The 18,320-nt window shown below is 66.1% G+C and carries 17 protein-coding genes and 1 pseudogene; 12 read left to right on the plus strand and 6 right to left on the minus strand.

The window, feature by feature from the left end; all coding sequences use genetic code 11:
- The 3 genes and pseudogenes from rpsD to rplQ all read left to right on the plus strand — a co-directional run.
- Positions 1-176 (plus strand): annotated as a pseudogene (gene rpsD, locus ACN6O8_RS23555) (30S ribosomal protein S4); the annotation flags it as partial.
- A 214-nt stretch (positions 177-390) separates the two neighbouring features.
- Entirely contained in the window at positions 391-1,377 is a 987-nt protein-coding gene (locus ACN6O8_RS23560) for a DNA-directed RNA polymerase subunit alpha (protein WP_169270117.1), read from the plus strand.
- Positions 1,378-1,564: 187 nt separating this feature from the next.
- Entirely contained in the window at positions 1,565-1,957 is a 393-nt protein-coding gene (rplQ, locus tag ACN6O8_RS23565) for a 50S ribosomal protein L17 (protein WP_006389635.1), read from the plus strand.
- Between the two features lie 101 nt (positions 1,958-2,058).
- Here the strand turns inward: rplQ and ACN6O8_RS23570 are convergent, their stop codons facing one another.
- Positions 2,059-2,496 (minus strand): HIT family protein, encoded by a 438-nt coding sequence (locus tag ACN6O8_RS23570; protein WP_427993403.1) that lies wholly within the window; start codon positions 2,494-2,496, stop codon positions 2,059-2,061.
- A 119-nt stretch (positions 2,497-2,615) separates the two neighbouring features.
- Between ACN6O8_RS23570 and cutA the strand changes: the two genes are divergently transcribed.
- The 3 genes from cutA to ACN6O8_RS23585 all read left to right on the plus strand — a co-directional run bounded on the left by cutA (position 2,616) and on the right by ACN6O8_RS23585 (position 5,834).
- Positions 2,616-2,963 carry a divalent-cation tolerance protein CutA gene (gene cutA, locus ACN6O8_RS23575; RefSeq protein ID WP_054430893.1) on the plus strand — a complete coding sequence of 116 codons (348 nt, stop codon included), beginning with the start codon at positions 2,616-2,618 and terminating at the stop codon, positions 2,961-2,963.
- 71 nt (positions 2,964-3,034) lie between these two features.
- Positions 3,035-4,840, plus strand: coding sequence for a protein-disulfide reductase DsbD (dsbD, locus tag ACN6O8_RS23580; protein ID WP_427993538.1), 1,806 nt, complete (start codon positions 3,035-3,037; stop codon positions 4,838-4,840).
- 130 nt (positions 4,841-4,970) lie between these two features.
- Positions 4,971-5,834: a DMT family transporter gene (locus ACN6O8_RS23585; RefSeq protein ID WP_427993539.1), complete on the plus strand. Its 864-nt coding sequence runs from the start codon at positions 4,971-4,973 to the stop codon at positions 5,832-5,834.
- A 103-nt stretch (positions 5,835-5,937) separates the two neighbouring features.
- Here ACN6O8_RS23585 and hemB read toward each other — a convergent pair whose 3' ends face one another.
- Complete coding sequence (gene hemB, locus ACN6O8_RS23590; RefSeq protein WP_427993404.1) at positions 5,938-6,954, minus strand: porphobilinogen synthase; 1,017 nt, start codon at positions 6,952-6,954, stop codon at positions 5,938-5,940.
- Positions 6,951-7,574 (minus strand): ribosome biogenesis GTP-binding protein YihA/YsxC, encoded by a 624-nt coding sequence (gene yihA, locus ACN6O8_RS23595; protein ID WP_427993405.1) that lies wholly within the window; start codon positions 7,572-7,574, stop codon positions 6,951-6,953. Before yihA ends, hemB begins: the two co-directional genes overlap by 4 nt.
- A 255-nt stretch (positions 7,575-7,829) precedes the next feature.
- Here yihA and ACN6O8_RS23600 point away from each other — a divergent pair, with 255 nt between their 5' ends.
- The 3 genes from ACN6O8_RS23600 (at position 7,830) to ccsB (ending at position 12,088) form a co-directional block, all read left to right on the plus strand.
- A complete protein-coding gene (locus ACN6O8_RS23600; RefSeq protein WP_427993540.1) occupies positions 7,830-8,531 on the plus strand; it encodes a c-type cytochrome in 702 nt (233 codons plus the stop codon).
- A 120-nt stretch (positions 8,532-8,651) separates the two neighbouring features.
- The gene (locus ACN6O8_RS23605; RefSeq protein WP_427993406.1) at positions 8,652-10,736 is read left to right on the plus strand and encodes a cytochrome c biogenesis protein ResB; all 2,085 of its coding nucleotides are present in this window, start codon (positions 8,652-8,654) and stop codon (positions 10,734-10,736) included.
- Positions 10,737-10,744: 8 nt separating this feature from the next.
- Positions 10,745-12,088, plus strand: coding sequence for a c-type cytochrome biogenesis protein CcsB (gene ccsB, locus ACN6O8_RS23610; RefSeq protein ID WP_427993407.1), 1,344 nt, complete (start codon positions 10,745-10,747; stop codon positions 12,086-12,088).
- Positions 12,089-12,151: 63 nt separating this feature from the next.
- Here the strand turns inward: ccsB and lysA are convergent, their stop codons facing one another.
- Both lysA and lptM read right to left on the minus strand, forming a co-directional pair.
- The gene (lysA, locus tag ACN6O8_RS23615) at positions 12,152-13,444 is read right to left on the minus strand and encodes a diaminopimelate decarboxylase (RefSeq protein WP_427993408.1); all 1,293 of its coding nucleotides are present in this window, start codon (positions 13,442-13,444) and stop codon (positions 12,152-12,154) included.
- Positions 13,441-13,608, minus strand: a complete 168-nt coding sequence (lptM, locus tag ACN6O8_RS23620) for an LPS translocon maturation chaperone LptM (RefSeq protein ID WP_427993409.1) — start codon at positions 13,606-13,608, stop codon at positions 13,441-13,443. The genes lysA and lptM overlap by 4 nt, the downstream gene beginning before the upstream one ends.
- Positions 13,609-13,663: 55 nt before the next feature.
- Between lptM and cyaY the strand changes: the two genes are divergently transcribed.
- Entirely contained in the window at positions 13,664-13,993 is a 330-nt protein-coding gene (gene cyaY, locus ACN6O8_RS23625; RefSeq protein ID WP_427993410.1) for an iron donor protein CyaY, read from the plus strand.
- A gap of 45 nt (positions 13,994-14,038) precedes the next feature.
- Here cyaY and ACN6O8_RS23630 read toward each other — a convergent pair whose 3' ends face one another.
- Positions 14,039-16,486, minus strand: a complete 2,448-nt coding sequence (locus ACN6O8_RS23630) for a penicillin-binding protein 1A (RefSeq protein ID WP_427993411.1) — start codon at positions 16,484-16,486, stop codon at positions 14,039-14,041.
- A 115-nt stretch (positions 16,487-16,601) separates the two neighbouring features.
- Here ACN6O8_RS23630 and ACN6O8_RS23635 point away from each other — a divergent pair, with 115 nt between their 5' ends.
- Together ACN6O8_RS23635 and aroB are read left to right on the plus strand one after the other, a co-directional pair.
- On the plus strand, positions 16,602-17,243 hold the full coding sequence (locus ACN6O8_RS23635; protein ID WP_427993412.1) for a shikimate kinase: 642 nt from the start codon (positions 16,602-16,604) through the stop codon (positions 17,241-17,243).
- On the plus strand, positions 17,240-18,316 hold the full coding sequence (gene aroB, locus ACN6O8_RS23640; protein ID WP_427993413.1) for a 3-dehydroquinate synthase: 1,077 nt from the start codon (positions 17,240-17,242) through the stop codon (positions 18,314-18,316). Before ACN6O8_RS23635 ends, aroB begins: the two co-directional genes overlap by 4 nt.
- Positions 18,317-18,320: the final 4 nt, after the last annotated feature.

Consider the following 18,320-nt stretch of genomic DNA (forward strand, 5'->3'; position numbering starts at 1 on the left):
CCAAGAAGCAAGGCCGTATCAAGGAATCGCTCGACCTGGCCACCAGCATCGGCATCCCCCAGTGGGTGGAAGTCGACACGACCAAGCTGACCGGCACCTTCAAGTCGGTTCCCGACCGCGCTGACGTCGCTCGCGACATCAACGAATCGATGGTCGTCGAACTGTACTCGCGTTAATCACGCTGGCCGGCGTCTCCTTTGCAAGGCGCCGGCGAGCTGGTTTCGCGACCGGTTTGCAAGTCTCGCAGCAGCCCGCTTTCCGTCATTTGGCGGGGCGGGCTTTGCGGTAAGTATCGGGCGGTGTTTTGTCGCTGCCCGCGATTCACGTTTCAACCTGTCCATCAGCCTTATCGGTGTAACGAGCCGAGGGTATTGAAAAGGAACACAGTACATGTCCACTCAAGGTTTCCTGAAGCCGCGCTCCATTGAAGTCGAACCGGTCGGCACCCACCATGCCAAGATCGTGATGGAGCCGTTCGAGCGTGGCTACGGTCATACGCTGGGCAACGCCCTGCGCCGCATCCTGCTGTCTTCGATGACCGGCTACGCGCCGACCGAAGTCCAGATGACCGGCGTGGTGCACGAATACTCGACCATCCCGGGCGTTCGCGAAGATGTCGTCGACATCCTGCTGAACCTGAAGGGCGTGGTCTTCAAGCTGCACAACCGTGACGAAGTCACCCTGGTTCTGCGCAAGACCGGCGCCGGCACCGTGCTGGCCAGCGACATCGAGTTGCCGCATGACGTCGAGATCATCAATCCCGGCCACACCATCTGCAACCTGACGGACGCGGGCAAGCTGGAGATGCAGATCAAGGTCGAGAAGGGCCGCGGCTATGTGCCGGGCAACGTGCGTGCGCTGTCGGAAGACCGCACGCACACCATCGGCCGCATCGTCCTGGACGCCTCGTTCAGCCCGGTCCGCCGCGTCAGCTACGCGGTTGAAAGCGCCCGTGTGGAACAGCGCACCGACCTGGACAAGCTGGTGCTGGACATCGAAACCAACGGCGTCATCTCGCCCGAGGAAGCGGTGCGTCAGTCGGCCCGCATCCTGATGGACCAGATCTCTGTCTTCGCTGCCCTGGAAGGCGCTGGCGATTCGTACGAAGCCCCGGTTCGCGGCACGCCGCAGATCGACCCGGTGCTGCTGCGTCCGGTCGACGACCTGGAACTGACCGTGCGTTCGGCCAACTGCCTGAAGGCCGAAAACATCTACTACATCGGCGACCTGATCCAGCGTACCGAAAACGAGCTGCTCAAGACCCCGAACCTGGGTCGCAAGTCGCTCAACGAGATCAAGGAAGTGCTGGCTGCACGTGGCCTGACCCTCGGCATGAAGCTCGAGAACTGGCCGCCCCTGGGCCTGGAGCGTCCCTAAGTCTTGAAAGGGTGCCGCCCCTGCGAAGGGGCGTCTCCCGCAGCGCCCGGCCTTTGTTGCCGGGCGATTTGCGAAATCGTCGTAAAATGCCCCGTTTTCTACCGGACCGCAGCCTGATTGCAGGCTGATAGAAGAGCCGGCAACCCGATGGCGGAAACGCCGTCTTTAGATTCAAAGGAAACTTATCATGCGTCACGGTAATGGCTTGCGTAAGCTCAACCGCACCAGCAGTCACCGTCTTGCCATGTTCCGCAACATGGCCGTTTCGTTGATCACCCACGAAGCCATCAAGACCACGCTGCCCAAGGCGAAAGAACTGCGCCGCGTCATCGAACCCCTGATCACGCTGGGTAAAGAACCGACCCTCGCGAACAAGCGTCTGGCTTTTGCCCGTCTGCGCGATCGCGATGCCGTGGTGAAGCTGTTTGCCGAAATCGGCCCGCGCTACGCGGCCCGCAACGGCGGCTACACCCGCGTGCTGAAGATGGGTTTCCGTCAAGGCGACAACGCTCCCATGGCTTTCATGGAGCTGGTCGACCGTCCGGAAGTCGATGAAGCCGCTGAGGACAGCGCCGAATAAGTTTCGGTGTCTAGATAAGCGACAAGGGCGGGTCTTCGGACCCGCCCTTGTTTTTTGGGCGGCGCCTGCGGGCCGTCCAGGCGGCGCAGGCGCGCCGATCGCTACGAGGCGTGCAGTTCGCCCCGCAATTGCGCGGCGGTGGCCGCCAGCGTTTCCTGGGGCGCCTGCGGCGGCATGCGGAAGGTCAGGTCCTGCTGCTCGATGTACTGGGTCGAGGTGACGTCCTGCGGGTGATGCATCGGGATCACGTGCGCGTGGGTGTGGGCCACATGAATGCCGGTGAAGGCGAAGCCGACGCGGTCCACGCCATACAGCCGCTTCATGTGGCGGCCAAGCTTCTGCCCCAGGTTGACGATGTGGCCGGCCAGGTCGGCGGGCATGTCCTCGTAATAGGGATAGTGCTGCTTGGGGATGATGAGCGTGTGGCCGGGCCGCACCGGTTGGATGTCCAGGAAGGCCATCAGGCGGTCGTCTTCGTGGATGATGTGGGCCGGGATCTCGTGGCGGGCGATGCGGCAGAACAGGCAGTTATCGGACATGCTTGCCTCGTTGGGAATGGATGCGCGGTGGCCGCGGGCCCGGCTGCGGGCGGACGCGGGCGGCGATACCGATAAAATACCCCGAGTTACATCCCACACGGGTATTCCCAGGAGGCTCCATGTTGCGCGATGACGACGTCGTGCTGGTCATCAGCAACGCGCCGGATCTGTTGCTGGCCAAGCGTATTGCCCACGTGTTGGTCGAGGATGGCCTGGCCGCCTGCGTGAACCTTGGCGCACCGGGCCTGTCCATCTACCAGTGGCAAGGCGAGGTGGAGGGGGCCGAGGAAATCCCCATCCACATCAAGACCACCTACGCGCGCCACCAGGCCGTGGTCCAGGCCCTGGCGCAGATGCACCCCTACGACGTGCCCGAAATCATCGTGCTGCCGGTCATCGGCGGCGCCGCGCCCTATCTCGACTGGGTGCGCCAGCAGACGGCCGTCGTGCAGAACAAGAGAGACTGATGTTGCAACCCGCGGTCCGGCTCCACGCTCCGATGCGTGCCTTTTTCCCCAAGCTGCTGGCGTTGCTGGCCATGGCCATGCTGTGGCTGGCCTGGAGCGCGCCGGCGCGCGCCGAGGCCGAGTTCCTCGAGCCCGAGAAGGCCTTCGTCTTCAGTGCGGCGATGGCTACGCCCGATACGGTCGAACTGCGTTTCCGCGTGGCGCCCGGCTATTACATGTACCGCGAGCGCTTCGGCATCAGCATCAGCCCGCTGGGCGCGGCCACGCTGGGCGAGCCGGTCTATCCCAAGGGCGACGTCAAGTACGACCCGACCTTCGAGAAGGACATGGAGGTCTATCACCAGGACGTGTTGATCCGCGTGCCGGTGACGCCCGGCGGCCAGCCGTTCACGCTGACGCTGACCGGCCAGGGCTGCGCCGATGCCGGCCTGTGCTATCCGCCGATGGACAGCAGCGTGAAGCTGACGCCGGTAGCGGGCGGCTACGCGCTGGCGGGCAGCGGCGGCGCATCCGCCGCGCCGGCCGGGGCCTCGGGTGGCGGCCTGAGCGCGCTGGTGAGCGCCGGCGACACCGGCCTGGCCGACGCCCTCGGGGGCCTGGGCTGGATCAAGACGGCCGGCGTGTTCCTGGTGCTGGGCCTGCTGCTGGCGTTCACGCCGTGCGTGCTGCCCATGATTCCCATCCTGTCGTCGATCGTGCTGGGCGGCGCCAGCCAGGAGCGCCCCTCGCGTGGCCGTGGGCTGGCCCTGGCGGCAACCTATGTGCTGGGCATGTCGGTGGTCTACACCGCGCTGGGCGTGGCCGCGGGCCTGAGCGGCGCGGGCCTGGCCGCGTGGCTGCAGACGCCGTGGATCCTGACGCTGTTCGCGATCCTGCTGGCGGCGCTGGCGCTGGCGATGTTCGATGCCTTCACCTTCCAGATGCCGTCCGGCATCCAGGCGCGGCTGACGGAACGGTCGTCGCGCATCCCCGGCGGCCGCTATACCGGCGCGTTGCTGATGGGCGCGCTGTCGGCGCTGATCGTCGGGCCATGTGTGGCCGCGCCGCTGGCCGGGGCGCTGCTGTACATCTCGCAGACCGGCGACGTGGTGCTGGGCGGCTCGGCCCTGTTCGCGATGGCGTGGGGCATGGGTGTGCCGCTGCTGATCGTCGGCGCCTCGTCGGGCGCGCTGCTGCCCAAGGCCGGGCCGTGGATGGATGGCGTCAAGCGGCTGTTCGGCATGCTATTGCTGGCGACCGCCTGGTGGATGCTGATCCCGGTGGTGCCGACCTGGGTGCAGATGACCGGCTGGGCTTTCCTGGCGATCGTCGGCGCGGTGATGCTGCGGGCTTTCGACGCGCTGCCGGCCGGCGCCGGCTCGGCGCGCATGTTCGGCAAGGGCATCGGCCTGTTGCTGGCGCTGGCCGCCGCCGCGTGGCTGATCGGCGCGGCCAGCGGCGGCCGCGACGTGTTGCAGCCGCTGTCGCATTTTGCGTCCGGCGGTCCGGCCGCGGCCGGCACCGCGGCGCATGCCGGCCAGGTGCAGTTCAAGCGCGTGCGCAACAACGCCGAGCTGGACGCGCTGCTGGCGCAGAGCCAGCAGCCGGTGATGCTGGATTTCTACGCCGACTGGTGCGTGTCGTGCCGCGAGATGGAACGCTTCACCTTCACCGATCCGGGGGTGGCACAACGCATGGCCGGCATGCTGCTGGTGCAGGCCGACGTGACCGCCAACAACGCCGATGACCGCGCATTGCTCAAGCGTTTCCGCCTGTTCGGCCCGCCGGGCATCATGTTCTTCGAACCGGGCGGCAAGGAATTGCCGGACGCGCGCGTGGTGGGTTTCCAGGACGCCAAGCGCTTCACCGAGTCGCTGGACCGCGTGCTATTGCGTTGAGCGGCGGCCGGCCGCTACCATGAGGGTTCGCGTCGCGTGGGCGGCGCCTCCCACCCTCAGGCCGGCGCCCGTGACGTCTCCGACAGTCGATGCAAGTCAGGACCGCACCGGTCTGATCTATCTGCAACTGATGTTCGTCATGGCCACCTGGGGCCTGAACATCGTCTCCATCAAGTACCTGACGCAGCACATGGATATCCGCGCCCTGGCGGCCTTGCGGATCGCCGTGGCGTTCGTTGCCGTCACGCTCATCGTCAAGGCACGGCGCGGCCGCATTCCGAAGCTGGGGCGGGTGGAACTGGGCTGGGTCGCGCTGGCCGGCTTCCTGGTGGTGTACGCGCATCAGACCGCGCTGGTGTACGGCTTGCAGTTTTCCTCGGCCGCCAATGGCACGCTGCTGATGGCCACCAGTCCTTTGCTCTCGGCTTTGCTGGCGGCGCTGTTCTATCGCGAACGGCTGACGTGGCCGCGGATCGCCGGCGCGCTGTTGGGCCTGGCCGGTGTGGCGCTGGTGGTGGTGGGCGGGGGCGCCCAACTGGGACTGACCGGCTGGGGCGACGCCATCGTCTTTCTGGCGGTGGCCGTGTTCGTGTTCGGCGGATTGGTGATCCAGCGCATCTCGCGCACGCTCGATCCGCTGGCCATGCTCTGGTACATGTATCTGGCTGGTGGCCTGATGCTGGTCGCGCACGCGGCCATGACGCCGTCTTCGTATGCGGCGGATAACTGGAGCATGGCGTGGTGGCCCTGGATTGTGCTGCTGTTCTCGGCGGTGATCGCCTCGGGCGTCAGCAACATCCTGTGGAATGCGGGCATTGCGAAGCTGGGCATCAGCCGCGCGGCGCTGTTCGTGAACTGGTTGCCGATCTTCGGCCTGCTTTTCGCCGCGCTGTTTCTGGATGAGCACGTCACGCTGGTGCACGTGGTGGGGCTGGCCTGCATCCTGGGCGGCACCTGGCTCGGCCTGCGCCGCGGCGCGCCGGCGGCGCGTTGAAAACGCGGCGGGCCGTCCGGACCCGCCGGCGCTGTGCGCGCATCACGCCGATGCGCGCGGACAACAAGCGGGGCAGGGCCGTGAAGGCCCCGCCATTGGGGGCTCAGCGTTGCTGCTTGAGCAGCCGCGCCGCTTCGATCGCGAAGTACGTCAGGATGCCGTCGGCGCCGGCGCGCTTGAACGCCAGCAGGGCTTCCATCATGACCTTGTCGTGGTCCAGCCAGCCGTTGGCCGAGGCTGCCTTGATCATCGCGTATTCGCCGCTCACCTGATAGGCGAAGGTCGGCACGCGGAAGGTGTCCTTGACGCGGCGCAGCACGTCCAGGTACGGCATGCCGGGCTTGACCATGACCATGTCGGCGCCTTCCTGCAGGTCGGCGGCCACTTCGCGCAGCGCCTCGTCCAGGTTGCCCGGATCCATCTGGTAGGCCATCTTGTTGGACTTGCCCAGGTTGCTGGCCGAGCCCACGGCGTCGCGGAACGGGCCGTAGAAGGCGCTGGCGTACTTGGCCGAGTACGCCATGATCTGGGTGTGGATGTAGCCGTTGGCCTCGAGCGCGCGGCGCACGGCACCGATGCGGCCGTCCATCATGTCGCTGGGGGCGACCATGTCGACGCCGGCGGCGGCCTGCGTCAAGGCCTGCTTGACCAGGATCTCGACAGTCGGCTCGTTCACGACGTAGCCGTTTTCATCGATGACGCCGTCCTGGCCGTGGCTGGTGTAGGGATCCAGCGCCACGTCGCACAGCACGCCGAGATCGGGGAAATTCTTCTTCAGCTCGCGCACCACGCGCGGGATCAGGCCATCGGGGTTGGTGGCCTCGATGCCGTCGGGCGTCTTGAGCGCCGGGTCGATGGCGGGAAACAGCGACAGCACCGGGATACCGAGCGCCACGCATTCCTCGGCCACCGGCAGCAGCGTGTCCAGCGAATGGCGCACCACGCCCGGCAGCGACGGCACCGCCTGCTTCAGGCCGGTGCCCTCGGCCACGAAGACCGGATAGATCAGGTCGTTGACGGTGAGGGCATTCTCGCGCACCAGGCGGCGGGTGTAGTCGTCGCGGCGCAGGCGGCGGGGGCGGGAAACCGGGAAGTCGGGGGTGATGATCTGCGGGTTCATGGTACGACCTTGGGAGAAATCCAGTTTTCTATGTGCGCGCCAGCTTCTTCCAGACCGATGCGCTCCGGCGCCGAGAAGGGGATGGTGTGCAGGGCGCCGATGTCCGCCAGGTCTTTGCGCACCGAGAACACGGTACGCATGCGTTGGCCATAGGGCAGCTTGTCGGCTTTGGTGAGCAGCGCCAGCACCGGACGTCCGGTGGGGGCGATGAAGTTGGCCAGGCGGCGGTCCAGTTCGGTGACGCCGCGGCGGATGTCGATGAGCAGCACGATGCCGACCAGTGATTCGCGGTCGCGCAGGTAGCCGCCCAGGATGTCGGCCCATTTCTCTTTTTCGTCGCGGGCCACGGACGCATAGCCGTAGCCGGGCAGGTCGACGAGATAGCCGATGTGGCCTTCCGGATTCAATGGGTCGGGCAGGCCGAACATGTTGATCAGCCGCGTGCGGCCTGGCGTCTTGCTGGAAAAGGCGAGACGGCGCTGGTTGCACAGCACGTTGATGGCCGTGGACTTGCCGGCGTTGGAGCGGCCGACGAAGCAGACCTCGGGCGCGTCAGGAGGCGGCAACTGGTCGAGGCGAGCGGCCGACGTAAGGAAAGAGGCGCGATGTAGGAGGGACACGGATGGCTTTGGCTACAGTTGGTTTCGAGCCCTATTGTATAATCCGGCGTTTGCAACAGTGGTCCCCGTGCGCGGAGCCGTCTCTTTTGCTTACCGTTGAGGGCATTTCGTACCAGCCGGCAGTCCGGTGTTCCAGGTACCCCCGCCTTTGACGCGCAGGCAGACAGGCAAATCAGGTTCGATACGGTTTTCCAGATGTGCGGGCAGGCGTGGGCGCCTTTTTGCGCCTTGATCGATGTGATCGTCGAGGTCTTCATGAAGCGTGTGCTGTCCCGGATGTTGGTTGCGAGTGGGCTGTTGCTCGGCGCCTCCGCCTTTTCTACTACGACTCTCGCCGCCGACGGCGCCGCGGGCCCGGCCAAGCCAGATGCCGCCAAGGGCGGGCAACTGTTTGACCAGGGCGATGCCTCGCGCGGCATCATTGCCTGTGCTTCCTGTCATGGCGCGGCGGGTAACAGCACCATCCCGGTGAATCCCAACCTGGCCGCGCAACCCCACGAATACCTGGTCAAGCAACTGACCGACTTCCAGGTCAAGCAGGGCGCCAAAATGCCGGTGCGCAACGGCCCCGGCGGCAATCCCACCCCCATGACCGCCATGGCGCAGAACCTGACGCCGGCCGACATGCAGAACATCGCGCTGTACCTGGCGCAGCAGCCGCTGAAAGAGCCCGCCACCGCCGGCCAGGAGAAGTTGGTTGATCTGGGTCAAAAGATCTGGCGCGGCGGTTTGCCCGAGCGCAATGTTCCGGCCTGTGCCGCATGCCATTCTGCCAATGGCGCGGGCATTCCGGGCCAGTATCCCCGCCTGTCGGGCCAGTTCCCCATGTACATCGAAGAGCAGCTCAAGCTGTTTCGCAGTGGCGATCGCGCCAACGACGTGATGCGCGCCGTGGCCGATCGGATGTCGGATGCCGACATCAAGGCCGTGGCGGACTACGCGGCGGGCCTGCGGTAGCCATACGCCGGGCAGGCGCGCGGCTGGTCCGCGTTCACGCAACCTGAGCATGGCGGAACCTGGTTCGGTCATGCGCTGTCTACGAGGGGGGTAGCCGATCGTGCGGACCCCCCTTTTTTCATGAATTCGACTCCTCAGACACACTCCCGTCCCTCCCTGCGCAACCTGCCCCGCGACCTGTTTGAATTGCTGGGCTCGATGCGTTTCGCGGTCAGCCTGCTGATGTTCATCTGCGTGGCGAGCCTGGTGGGGACGGTGCTGCAGCAGAACCGGTCATCGAATAACTACATCGACCAGTTCGGCCCGTTCTGGTTCGAGGTGTTCGACAAGTTCTCCATCTGGCACGTCTACAACAGCTGGTGGTTCCTGCTGATCATGGCGTTCCTGGTCATTTCGACTTCGGTCTGCCTGATCCGCAATGCGCCCAAGATGCTGCGCGACGCGCGTTCGTTCCGTGAGCACGTGCGCGGCGGCAGCCTGCGGGCCTTTCCGCATCGCGTCGAGACCGAGGCGCCCACCGGCGTGCCGCAGACCGCCGCCGGTCTGACGGCGCTGCTCAAGCGCATGGGCTATGCGGTGCGCGAGCGCCGCGACGACACGGGTGTGCTGCTGGCCGCCAAGAAGGGCAGCGCCAACCGGCTGGGGTATGTGTTCGCCCATGCCGCCATGGTCATCATCTGCATCGGTGGGCTGCTCGACAGTGAGTTGCCGGTACGCTTGCAGGTGATGTTCGGCGGCAAGAAGCCGATCGTCGAAAACATGCTGATTTCCGAGGTGCCGGAAAGCGGCCGCCTGTCGGTCGACAACCCGAGTTTCCGCGCCAGCGTGCTGGTGCCGGAGAATGGGCAGGCCAGCACCGCGGTGGTGATGGTGGGGGACGGTGCCCTGGTGCAGCCGATGCCCTTCACGCTGAAGCTCAAGAAGTTTGTTGTCGATTACTACTCGACAGGTATGCCGAGCCGCTTTGCCAGCGAGGTGGAGGTGACGGACCCGGACACAGGCAAGCGCTTCGATTCGACCATCGAGGTCAACGAGCCGCTGCGCTTCAAGGGCATGACCGTGTATCAGTCCAGTTTCGATGACGGCGGCAGCACGGTGGTGCTCAAGGGCTATCCACTGGTGGGCGCGGGCAGCGCCACCTTCAATGTTGACGGCACCGTGGGCAAGACGTCCGAAGTAACCGCTCACACTGCCCGTGGGCCGCGTAGCATGGGCGTGGAAATCACCGCGCTGCGTCCGATCAACGTCGAGGACCTGACCCGCGGCGAGCCCAAGGGGGGCAACCAGAGCTTCGCCGAGCACGTGGCCTCGGTGGCCGGCAGCGCCGCCGGCAAGAAGAACGAGAACCTGCGCAACGTGGGCCCCAGTGTCGAATACAAACTGATCGACGAGGCGGGCCAGGCGCATGAATTCCAGAACTACATGCTGCCGGTGCAACTGGACGGCGCCAGCGTGTTCCTGGCCGGCGTGCGCAACAATCCGTCCGAACCGTTCCGCTACCTGCGGATCCCGGCCGACGACGACAGTTCGGTGGCGGAATTCATGCGTCTGCGGGCCACGCTGGCCGATCCGGCCGCGCGCCAGGAGGCAGCGCGCCGCTTCGCCGAGCGCAACAGCCCCAGCGGCACGGATCGCCAGCCGTTGCAGACGGCCGCCGAGCGCGCCCTGGAAACCTACGCTGGCGGCGGCCTGCAGGCCGTGGCGGCATTCCTGCAGGCCAATACCCCGGCGGCCGACCTGGAACGCGCGGCTGACGTGGTGATCCGGCTGATCGGTGCCAGCATGAACGAACTGCGCGCCATCGAGCGCGAACGCGCCGGGCTGCCGCCCGTGCCCACCGATGGCCCCGAGGCCGAGCGCGCCGCGCTGTGGTCGCGCCTGGCGGTGGCGGCGCTGTCTGATCTGACCGTCTATCCGGCGCCGGTGTTCTTCTCTCTGGCTGATTTCAACCATGTGCAGGCCAGCGTGTTCCAGGTCAGCCGCACGCCGGGCAAGAACACGGTCTACCTGGGCTGCCTGCTGCTGGTGCTAGGCGTGTTCTCGATGTTCTATATTCGGGATCGTCGCGTCTGGATCTGGGTCAAGCCGCAGCAAGGCGGCGGCAGCGACATCCTGGCGGCGATGACGTCGCAGAAGCGTACACTCGACTTCAATCAGGAGTTCGATCGCTTCAAGCAGGCGCTGCTGCGCCAGAATGGGTCTTAAGGTTTCCTATGTCCACGACCACCACGCAATCCCCCACGCCCGAAAACCTTTGGCAGGATAGTCTGTCCGAAACCGGTGACAGCCGCGCGCAGCGCGGCCGGCCGGACTGGACGGACGTCGTGTTCTTTCTGCTGCTGGCGGCGGGCGCCGGTTTCGCGCTGACCCGTTTCAGCGGCGCCATGGATTATTACGAGAAGATCATCCTGTGCGGCACGGTGCCGGTGCTGGCCTGGATGGGCTGGCTGTGGCGGCCCCTGCGCCGCCTGATGGTGGCCTGTGCGATCGCGGCCGGCCTGGCGTTGATGCTCTACGGCAACGACCTGGCGCGGGCCGAGCAGGTGTTCTTCCTGAAATACCTGTTTTCGTCGCAGTCGGCCATTCTGTGGATGAGCGCGCTGTTCGCGCTGGCCATGGTCTGCTACTGGATCGGTTTCTTCAGTCCGACCGCGGCCTGGCTGGGCACGGCGTTGACCTGGGGCGCGGTGTTCGCGGGCGTCACCGGCCTCCTGGTGCGCTGGCGCGAAGGCCACCTGATGGGCCCGGATCTGGGCCACATCCCGGTCAGCAACCTATACGAAGTGTTCGTGCTGTTCGCGCTGATCACGGCGCTGTTCTACCTGTACTACGAACGCAAGTACGCCACCCGCGCACTGGGCGGCTTCGTGCTGCTGGTGGTGACGTCGGCGGTGGTGTTCCTGCTGTGGTATTCGTTCACGCGCGACGCGGGGCAGATCCAGCCGCTGGTGCCAGCGCTCAAGAGCTGGTGGATGAAACTGCACGTGCCCGCCAACTTCATCGGCTACGGCACCTTCTCGCTGGCGGCGATGGTCGGCTTCGCCTACCTGGTCAAGCAGCACGGCCAGACCTCGTCATGGCTCAAGTTGACGCCGCTGTTCGTGCTGGGCGTGCTGCTGTGCGCCGAGCCCATGGTGTTCCGCACCGACGGCCTGTCGGCCACCTGGATGCTGTATTTCGGCATCGGCGCGGTGATCGTCGGCGCCATCCTGCTGGGCCGGCGCCGCATCGCCGCCGCGCTGCCGCCGCTGGAGGTGCTGGACGACATCATGTACCGCGCCATCGCCATCGGCTTCGCTTTCTTCACCGTGGCGACCATCCTGGGCGCGCTATGGGCCGCCGACGCCTGGGGCGCGTACTGGCAGTGGGATCCCAAGGAAACCTGGGCCCTGATCGTCTGGTTGAACTATGCGGCCTGGCTGCACATGCGCCTGATCAAGGGTCTGCGCGGCACGATGGCGGCGTATTGGGCGCTGACGGGCCTGCTGATCACCGGCTTCGCCTTCCTGGGGGTGAACATGTTCCTGTCGGGCCTGCATTCCTACGGCCAGCTCTGATCCTGGCATGCATCGCCATAGGCTCCGTCGAGACGGGGCCTTTTTCATGGCGTGGGAACGGGTTCAGGGCAGGGTGGATTCGCCGCGCAGCAGGTCGTCCAGCGTCTCGCGCTGGCGCACCACGTGGTAGCGGCCGCCGTCGACCATGACTTCAGCCGCGCGCGGGCGGGTGTTGTAGTTGCCGGCCATCGTCATGCCGTAGGCGCCGGCCGATTCCAGCGCCAGCACGTCGCCTTGTTCTAGCACCAGCGCCCGTTGTCGCGCCAGCCAGTCGGCGCTTTCGCAGACCGGGCCGACGACGTCGTAAGCGAGCGCGTCACCGGCGCGCGGGCGCAGCGGCAGCAAGCCGTGCCAGGCGTCGTACAGCGCCGGGCGCAGCAGATCGTTCATGGCGGCGTCGACGATGGCGAAATTGCGTGCCTCGCCGTGCTTGAGGTATTGGACGGTGGTCAGCAGCACGCCGGCGTTGCCCACCAGCGAGCGGCCGGGTTCCAGCACCAGACGCAAATGGCCCTGGCCACGCGCCTGCAGGCGCTGGAACACGCCGTCCAGCAGCGCCTTGGGCGAGGGCGGTGTTTCGTCGCTGTAGCGGATGCCCAGGCCGCCACCCAGGTCCAGGTGCGACAGGCGGATGCCAATGTCTTCCAGGTCGGCGACCAGGTCGAGCAGCTTTTCAAGCGCATCGAAATAGGGACTGATGTCGGTCAACTGCGAGCCGATATGGCAGTCCAGGCCGGTGATTTCCAGGCCGGGCAGCAGACGGGCGCCGCGATAGGCGTCCAGCGCCGCCCCGATGGGGATGCCGAACTTGTTTTCCTTCAGGCCGGTGGAGATGTAGGGATGGGTCTGCGCATCGACGTCCGGGTTGACCCGCAGCGCCACCTTGGCGCGCCGCCCCGTTTCCCGGGCCACGTCGGACAGCCGTTGCAGTTCTGCCTCGGATTCGACGTTGAAGCACATGACGCCGGCATCCAGTGCCGCGCGCATTTCCCAGGCCTGCTTGCCGACGCCGGAGAAGACGATGCGGGCGGGATCGGCGCCCACGGCCAGGGCGCGTTTGAGTTCACCGCCGGAGACGATGTCGAATCCCGCGCCGAGGCGGGCGAATTCCTTCAGGACGGCCAGGTTGGAGTTGGCCTTCATGCCGTAGCAGATCTGCACGGGGCGCTGGCCGACGGCACTGTGGTAGGTGTTCCAGGCCGCGCGCAGGGCGGCACGGGAGTAGACGTAGAGGGGGGTTCCCAGTTGTCCGGCCAGGTGGTCCAGCGGCACATCTTCGGCGTACAGCACATTGTTGCGGTACTGGAAGAACGGATGCCCGGCCAGTTCGGGCGGAACCGGGAACGCGGTGGTCATGGCAGCGTGGGCGCGGATGGGATCTGCGGCACCTGGGGCGTGGTCTGGCCCTGCCCGGGGGGCGGCGGCTTGCCGTCAGGGGTGGGCATGTACAAAGGGCCCTTGTAGCCGCACGCCGCAACCATGGCGGTCAGCGCGAGCGTGGCTACAATGCGGAGAGACATGCGGCTGAATGCCAATTGGAACACTGGGAACTCCGTAATTCTTGCAGGCTCGATTATGACCGAATCCGAATTTCTTGCGTTGATCGACCAGGTGCTGAACAGCATCGAAAGCCAGGCCGATGACTGGGCGGCTTCGCTCGACGTCGACGTCGAAACCAGCCGCAGCGGCAATGTGCTGACCATGGTGTTCGAAGACAATACCCACGTGGTGGTGAACAGCCAGGCCGCCATGCAGGAACTGTGGGTGGCCGCGCGCAGCGGTGGTTTCCATTATCGCTACGACGGCCAGCATTGGAACGATACCCGAGGCGGCCCGAAGCTGCCGGACGCGCTTTCGCAGATCTGTTCCGCCGCGGCGGGCGTGCCCGTCACGATCCGCCTGTAGCGTTCAACAACAAGGCCGGCGAATCGCCGGCCTTTTTCATTGCGCTCAGAACGGGATCTTCTGCGACCAGGGCTGGGCATTCTGGGTGCCCACGCCCGGCGCGACCTTGATGCGGTTGTCTTCGCCGCTGTCGCTGTTCAGGCCGTTCAGGAACTCGCCCAGCGTATCGGCCTGCGGCAGGCCCAGTCTGGCCACCGCCTGTCCCGGCGGGAATTCCGAGAAGTAGTATTCGCCGTTCTCGACGATGATGCCGTCGGGACGGGGGCGCGGCTTTTCTTCCGGCACGCCCTTGAGCACGTCCTGCATGTAGTCGACCCAGATCGGCATGGCCACGCCGCCGCCGGTTTCGCGCGAACCCAGCGACTTGGGCTGGTCGAAGCCGAGCCAGGCGGTGGCCACCAGCGACGGCGTGTAGCCCGAGAACCAGGCGTCCACCGATTCGTTGGTGGTGCCGGTCTTGCCGGCGATGTCGTTGCGCTTGAGCAGCACGCGGGCGCGGGCGGCGGTGCCGTAGGTGGCCACGCCGCGCAGCACGTCGTCCATGATCCAGGCGGTGCGCGGGTCGATGGCGCGGGCGGCGGCGTCGCCGGCCACGGTGGGCTTGGCCTGCATCACGATCTTGCCGCTGCTGTCGGTGACACGGTCGATCAGGTAGGGCGTGACGCGGTAGCCGCCATTGGCGAACACCGAGAAGGCGCCGGCCAGTTGCAGCGGGGTCACCGAGCCGGCGCCCAGCGCCAGCGGCAGCACCGCGGGCTGGCGCGCCTTGTCGAAGCCGAAGCGGGTCAGGTAGTCCTGCGCGTACTGCGGGCCGATGGCCTGCAGGATGCGGATCGAGACCATGTTCTTGGACTTGTACAGACCCTGGCGCAGCGTCAGCATCGGCTCGTACTGGTTGCCGTAGTTCTTCGGGTTCCAGGCCTTGGAGCCGGTTTGCGCCGCGGTCAGTTCGAACGGCAGGTCGGAGATCTGCGTGGCCGGCGTCAGGCCGCGCTCGAGCGAGGCGGCGTAGATGAACGGCTTGATGTTGGAACCTGGCTGGCGCCAGGCTTGCGTCACGCGGTTGAAATTGCCGCGGTAGAAGTCGAAGCCGCCGACCATGGCGCGGATCGCGCCATCCTGCGGCGACAGCGCCACGAACGCGGCCTGCACCGACGGCAGATTGATGATCTCCCAGTTGTCGCCCAGCTTGCGGATGTAGACCACCGAGCCGCGCTTGATGCGCTGCTCGGGCTTGGCCTTGTCGTTGAGCGCGCGCGCCACCACGCCCAGCACCTTCTTGTCGGTGACGGTGATGATCTCGCGCGAGCTGCGCGCCAGCTTGACTTCGGTGGGGCTGGCCGACAGCACCAGCGCGGTCAGCAGGTCGCCGCTGTCGCTGAACTTGTCGAACACGCCGTCCAGGAATTCGTCCAGGGCCTGCGGGTTGTTCTCGGTGCCCGGGGGCAGGTCGAGCTGTTCCTCGGGACCGGGGTAGGGCGCGCGGCGGGTGTATTCGAGCACGCCTTCGCGCACCGCGCGGTAGGCCGCTTCCTGGTCCTTGGACTGAACCGTGGTGTAGATGTTGATGCCGCGCGAATAGACGTTGTCCTGGTACACGTTGAACAGCAGTTGGCGCGCCAGTTCGGCCACGTATTCACCGTGGATGCTGTAGCCGCCCGCCGGCGTGCCTTCGGCCGACTTCATGACGATCTGCTGCGCCATCGCCGTCTTGTATTCGGGCTCGGTCAGGTAGCCCAGCGACAGCATGCGGCCCAGCACGTAGCGCTGGCGCAGTTCGGCGCGGGGGCGGTTGGAGATCGGGTTGAAGCGCGACGGCGCCTTGGGGATGCCGGCCAGCATCGCGGCTTCGGCCGGCGTGACTTCGGACAGCGGCTTGCCGAAATAGGTGCGCGAGGCGGCGGCAAAGCCGTAGGCCCGGTGGCCCAGGTAGATCTGGTTCATGTAGAGCTCGAGGATCTGGTCCTTGGTGAGCTCGGATTCGATCTTGAACGTCAGCAGCAGTTCGTAGAACTTGCGCGAGTAGGTCTTTTCGGACGACAGGTAGAAGTTGCGCGCCACCTGCATGGTGATGGTGCTGGCGCCCTGTGTCTTGGACATGTTGATCAGGTTGGTCAGGCCGGCGCGCACCACGCCGGTCCAGTCGATCCCGCCGTGCTGGTAAAAGCGGTCGTCTTCGGCCGCCAGCACCGCGGACTTCATCACGTCTGGAATTTCATTGAAGCGCAGCACGTTGCGGCGTTCTTCGCCGAATTCGCCGATGAGCACCTTGTCCGCCGTATACACGCGCAGCGGCACCCGCGGGCGGTAGTCCGTCATGGCGTTCAGGTCCGGCAGGTTGGGCCAGGCCAGCGCCAGCGCCATGCCCGCCAGCAACACGCCGCACAGGAACAGGCCGGCAAAGAAAATGCCGGTCTTGACGAAAAAACGCAATATCGGGGAACCGTTATTGGCGGGCTTGTCTTTTTTGGAGGAATTCTGCGGCTTGCTCATCGCGGCGATTTTACGGGTATCTCCGGTCCCGCCTCAGTGTGGCGGATCGGTTTCTGTAACAAGATAGTTCAGTGTGGCGCGCGGGCAACTTGGCGGCAGATGTGATAATGCCGTCATGAACTTTTCCGCTCACTCATGTCCGGAGGCTGACCCGGACCCGGCGCCCACCGGCGAGGCGCCCGAAACCCCGCCTTGCGCCTCGGATTGCGCAGGCAAGGCCGTGTCGCTGCCGCACGATCTGCCCGTCTTCCTGGTGGGAATGATGGGGGCGGGCAAGACGACCATCGGCCGTGGCCTGGCGCGCGCCCTGGGGCGCGAGTTTGTCGATCTGGACCATGAGCTGGAGGCGCGTTGCGGCGTACGGGTGCCGGTAATTTTCGAAATCGAGGGCGAGGCCGGTTTTCGTCGCCGGGAATCCGCCGCCCTGGAAGAGTGTACCCAACGGCGCAACATAATTCTCGCCACCGGCGGCGGCGCCATCCTGGCCGCCGAGAACCGGGCGCGCCTGCGCGAGCGGGGCATCGTGGTCTATTTGAGGGCCAGCGTGGACGAATTGTTCCGCCGCACCTGCCGCGACCGTAACCGGCCGCTGCTGGCCACCGCCGATCCGCGCGGCACGCTGCGGGATCTGATGACCCTGCGCGAACCCCTCTACAAGGAAGTCGCCGACCTGGTGGTGGAAACCGGCTCCATGCCGATCCACACCCTGGTCAAGGCGCTGCTGCCGCAATTACAAGCCTTCGAGAAGCAGATATGAACGTTGTTGAGGTCGATACCCCGGGTGGGCAATACCCGATCCGCATTGCGCCGGGGCGCCTGGATGCCCTGGACCAGAGCATCCCCGCCGACGCCACCGCCATCGCCGTGGTGACCAACCCGACCGTGGCGGCGCTGTACGGCGCACGCGCCGAGGCCGCCCTGGCGCGCACCGGCAAGCGGGTGCTGCGCATCGAACTGCCTGACGGCGAATCGTACAAGGACTGGCAGTCGCTGAACCTGATCTTCGATGCCCTGCTGGGCAATCGCTTGGATCGCCGCTGCGTGCTGGTGGCGCTGGGCGGCGGGGTGATCGGCGACATGACCGGCTTCGCCGCCGCCGTGTACATGCGCGGCGTGCGTTTCGTGCAGGTGCCCACCACGCTGCTGGCACAGGTCGATTCGTCGGTGGGCGGCAAGACCGCTGTCAACCACCCGCTCGGCAAGAACATGATCGGCGCGTTCTATCAGCCGCTGGCGGTCGAGATCGACACCGCGGTCCTGGCCACGCTGCCGGCGCGTGAAGTGTCGGCTGGCCTGGCGGAAGTCATCAAGTACGGCCTGATCCTGGATCCGGAGTTCTGGGCCTGGTGCGAACAGAATGCGCAAAAACTGCGCAGCCTGGAGCCGCAGGCCATCGCCTATGCCATCCGCCGCTCCTGCGAGCTGAAGGCGCAGGTGGTGGGCAAGGACGAACGCGAATCCGGCCTGCGCGCGATCCTGAACCTGGGTCATACGTTCGGCCACGCCATCGAGGCGGGCCTGGGTTATGGCGTTTGGCTGCACGGCGAGGCCGTCGGTTGCGGCATGGTGCAGGCGGCGGAACTGTCCGCCGATGTGGCCGGTTTTCCGCGCGCCGACGTTGCCCGGGTGCGCGCCCTGGTCGAAGCCATTGGCTGTCCCGTGGTCGCGCCCGACCTCGGCGCCGACCGCTGGCTCGATCTGATGCAGGTCGACAAGAAGACCGAGGGCGGCGAGATCCGCTACGTGCTCATGACCCGCATCGGCGCAGCGATGATGCGGGCGGCGCCGGCCGATGCCGTGCGCGCCGTCCTGGCTCGAACCACTCAATAACAAC

The sequence above is a fragment of the Achromobacter sp. genome, from assembly GCF_050285565.1.
Classification (GTDB): Bacteria; Pseudomonadota; Gammaproteobacteria; order Burkholderiales; family Burkholderiaceae_B; genus Achromobacter.

Excerpts from the sequence above, each read along its gene's own strand:
- cutA (WP_054430893.1), top strand. The coding sequence starts at position 2,616 with ATGTTGCGCGATGACGACGTCGTGCTGGTCATCAGCAACGCGCCGGAT.
- rplQ (WP_006389635.1), top strand. The coding sequence starts at position 1,565 with ATGCGTCACGGTAATGGCTTGCGTAAGCTCAACCGCACCAGCAGTCAC.
- ccsB (WP_427993407.1), top strand. The coding sequence starts at position 10,745 with ATGTCCACGACCACCACGCAATCCCCCACGCCCGAAAACCTTTGGCAG.
- lysA (WP_427993408.1), bottom strand. The coding sequence starts at position 13,444 with ATGACCACCGCGTTCCCGGTTCCGCCCGAACTGGCCGGGCATCCGTTC.
- dsbD (WP_427993538.1), top strand. The coding sequence starts at position 3,035 with ATGGCCATGCTGTGGCTGGCCTGGAGCGCGCCGGCGCGCGCCGAGGCC.
- ACN6O8_RS23630 (WP_427993411.1), bottom strand. The coding sequence starts at position 16,486 with ATGAGCAAGCCGCAGAATTCCTCCAAAAAAGACAAGCCCGCCAATAAC.
- aroB (WP_427993413.1), top strand. The coding sequence starts at position 17,240 with ATGAACGTTGTTGAGGTCGATACCCCGGGTGGGCAATACCCGATCCGC.
- ACN6O8_RS23560 (WP_169270117.1), top strand. The coding sequence starts at position 391 with ATGTCCACTCAAGGTTTCCTGAAGCCGCGCTCCATTGAAGTCGAACCG.
- cyaY (WP_427993410.1), top strand. The coding sequence starts at position 13,664 with ATGACCGAATCCGAATTTCTTGCGTTGATCGACCAGGTGCTGAACAGC.
- hemB (WP_427993404.1), bottom strand. The coding sequence starts at position 6,954 with ATGAACCCGCAGATCATCACCCCCGACTTCCCGGTTTCCCGCCCCCGC.
- ACN6O8_RS23585 (WP_427993539.1), top strand. The coding sequence starts at position 4,971 with ATGTTCGTCATGGCCACCTGGGGCCTGAACATCGTCTCCATCAAGTAC.
- ACN6O8_RS23570 (WP_427993403.1), bottom strand. The coding sequence starts at position 2,496 with ATGTCCGATAACTGCCTGTTCTGCCGCATCGCCCGCCACGAGATCCCG.
- ACN6O8_RS23635 (WP_427993412.1), top strand. The coding sequence starts at position 16,602 with ATGAACTTTTCCGCTCACTCATGTCCGGAGGCTGACCCGGACCCGGCG.
- ACN6O8_RS23600 (WP_427993540.1), top strand. The coding sequence starts at position 7,830 with ATGAAGCGTGTGCTGTCCCGGATGTTGGTTGCGAGTGGGCTGTTGCTC.
- lptM (WP_427993409.1), bottom strand. The coding sequence starts at position 13,608 with ATGTCTCTCCGCATTGTAGCCACGCTCGCGCTGACCGCCATGGTTGCG.
- ACN6O8_RS23605 (WP_427993406.1), top strand. The coding sequence starts at position 8,652 with ATGAATTCGACTCCTCAGACACACTCCCGTCCCTCCCTGCGCAACCTG.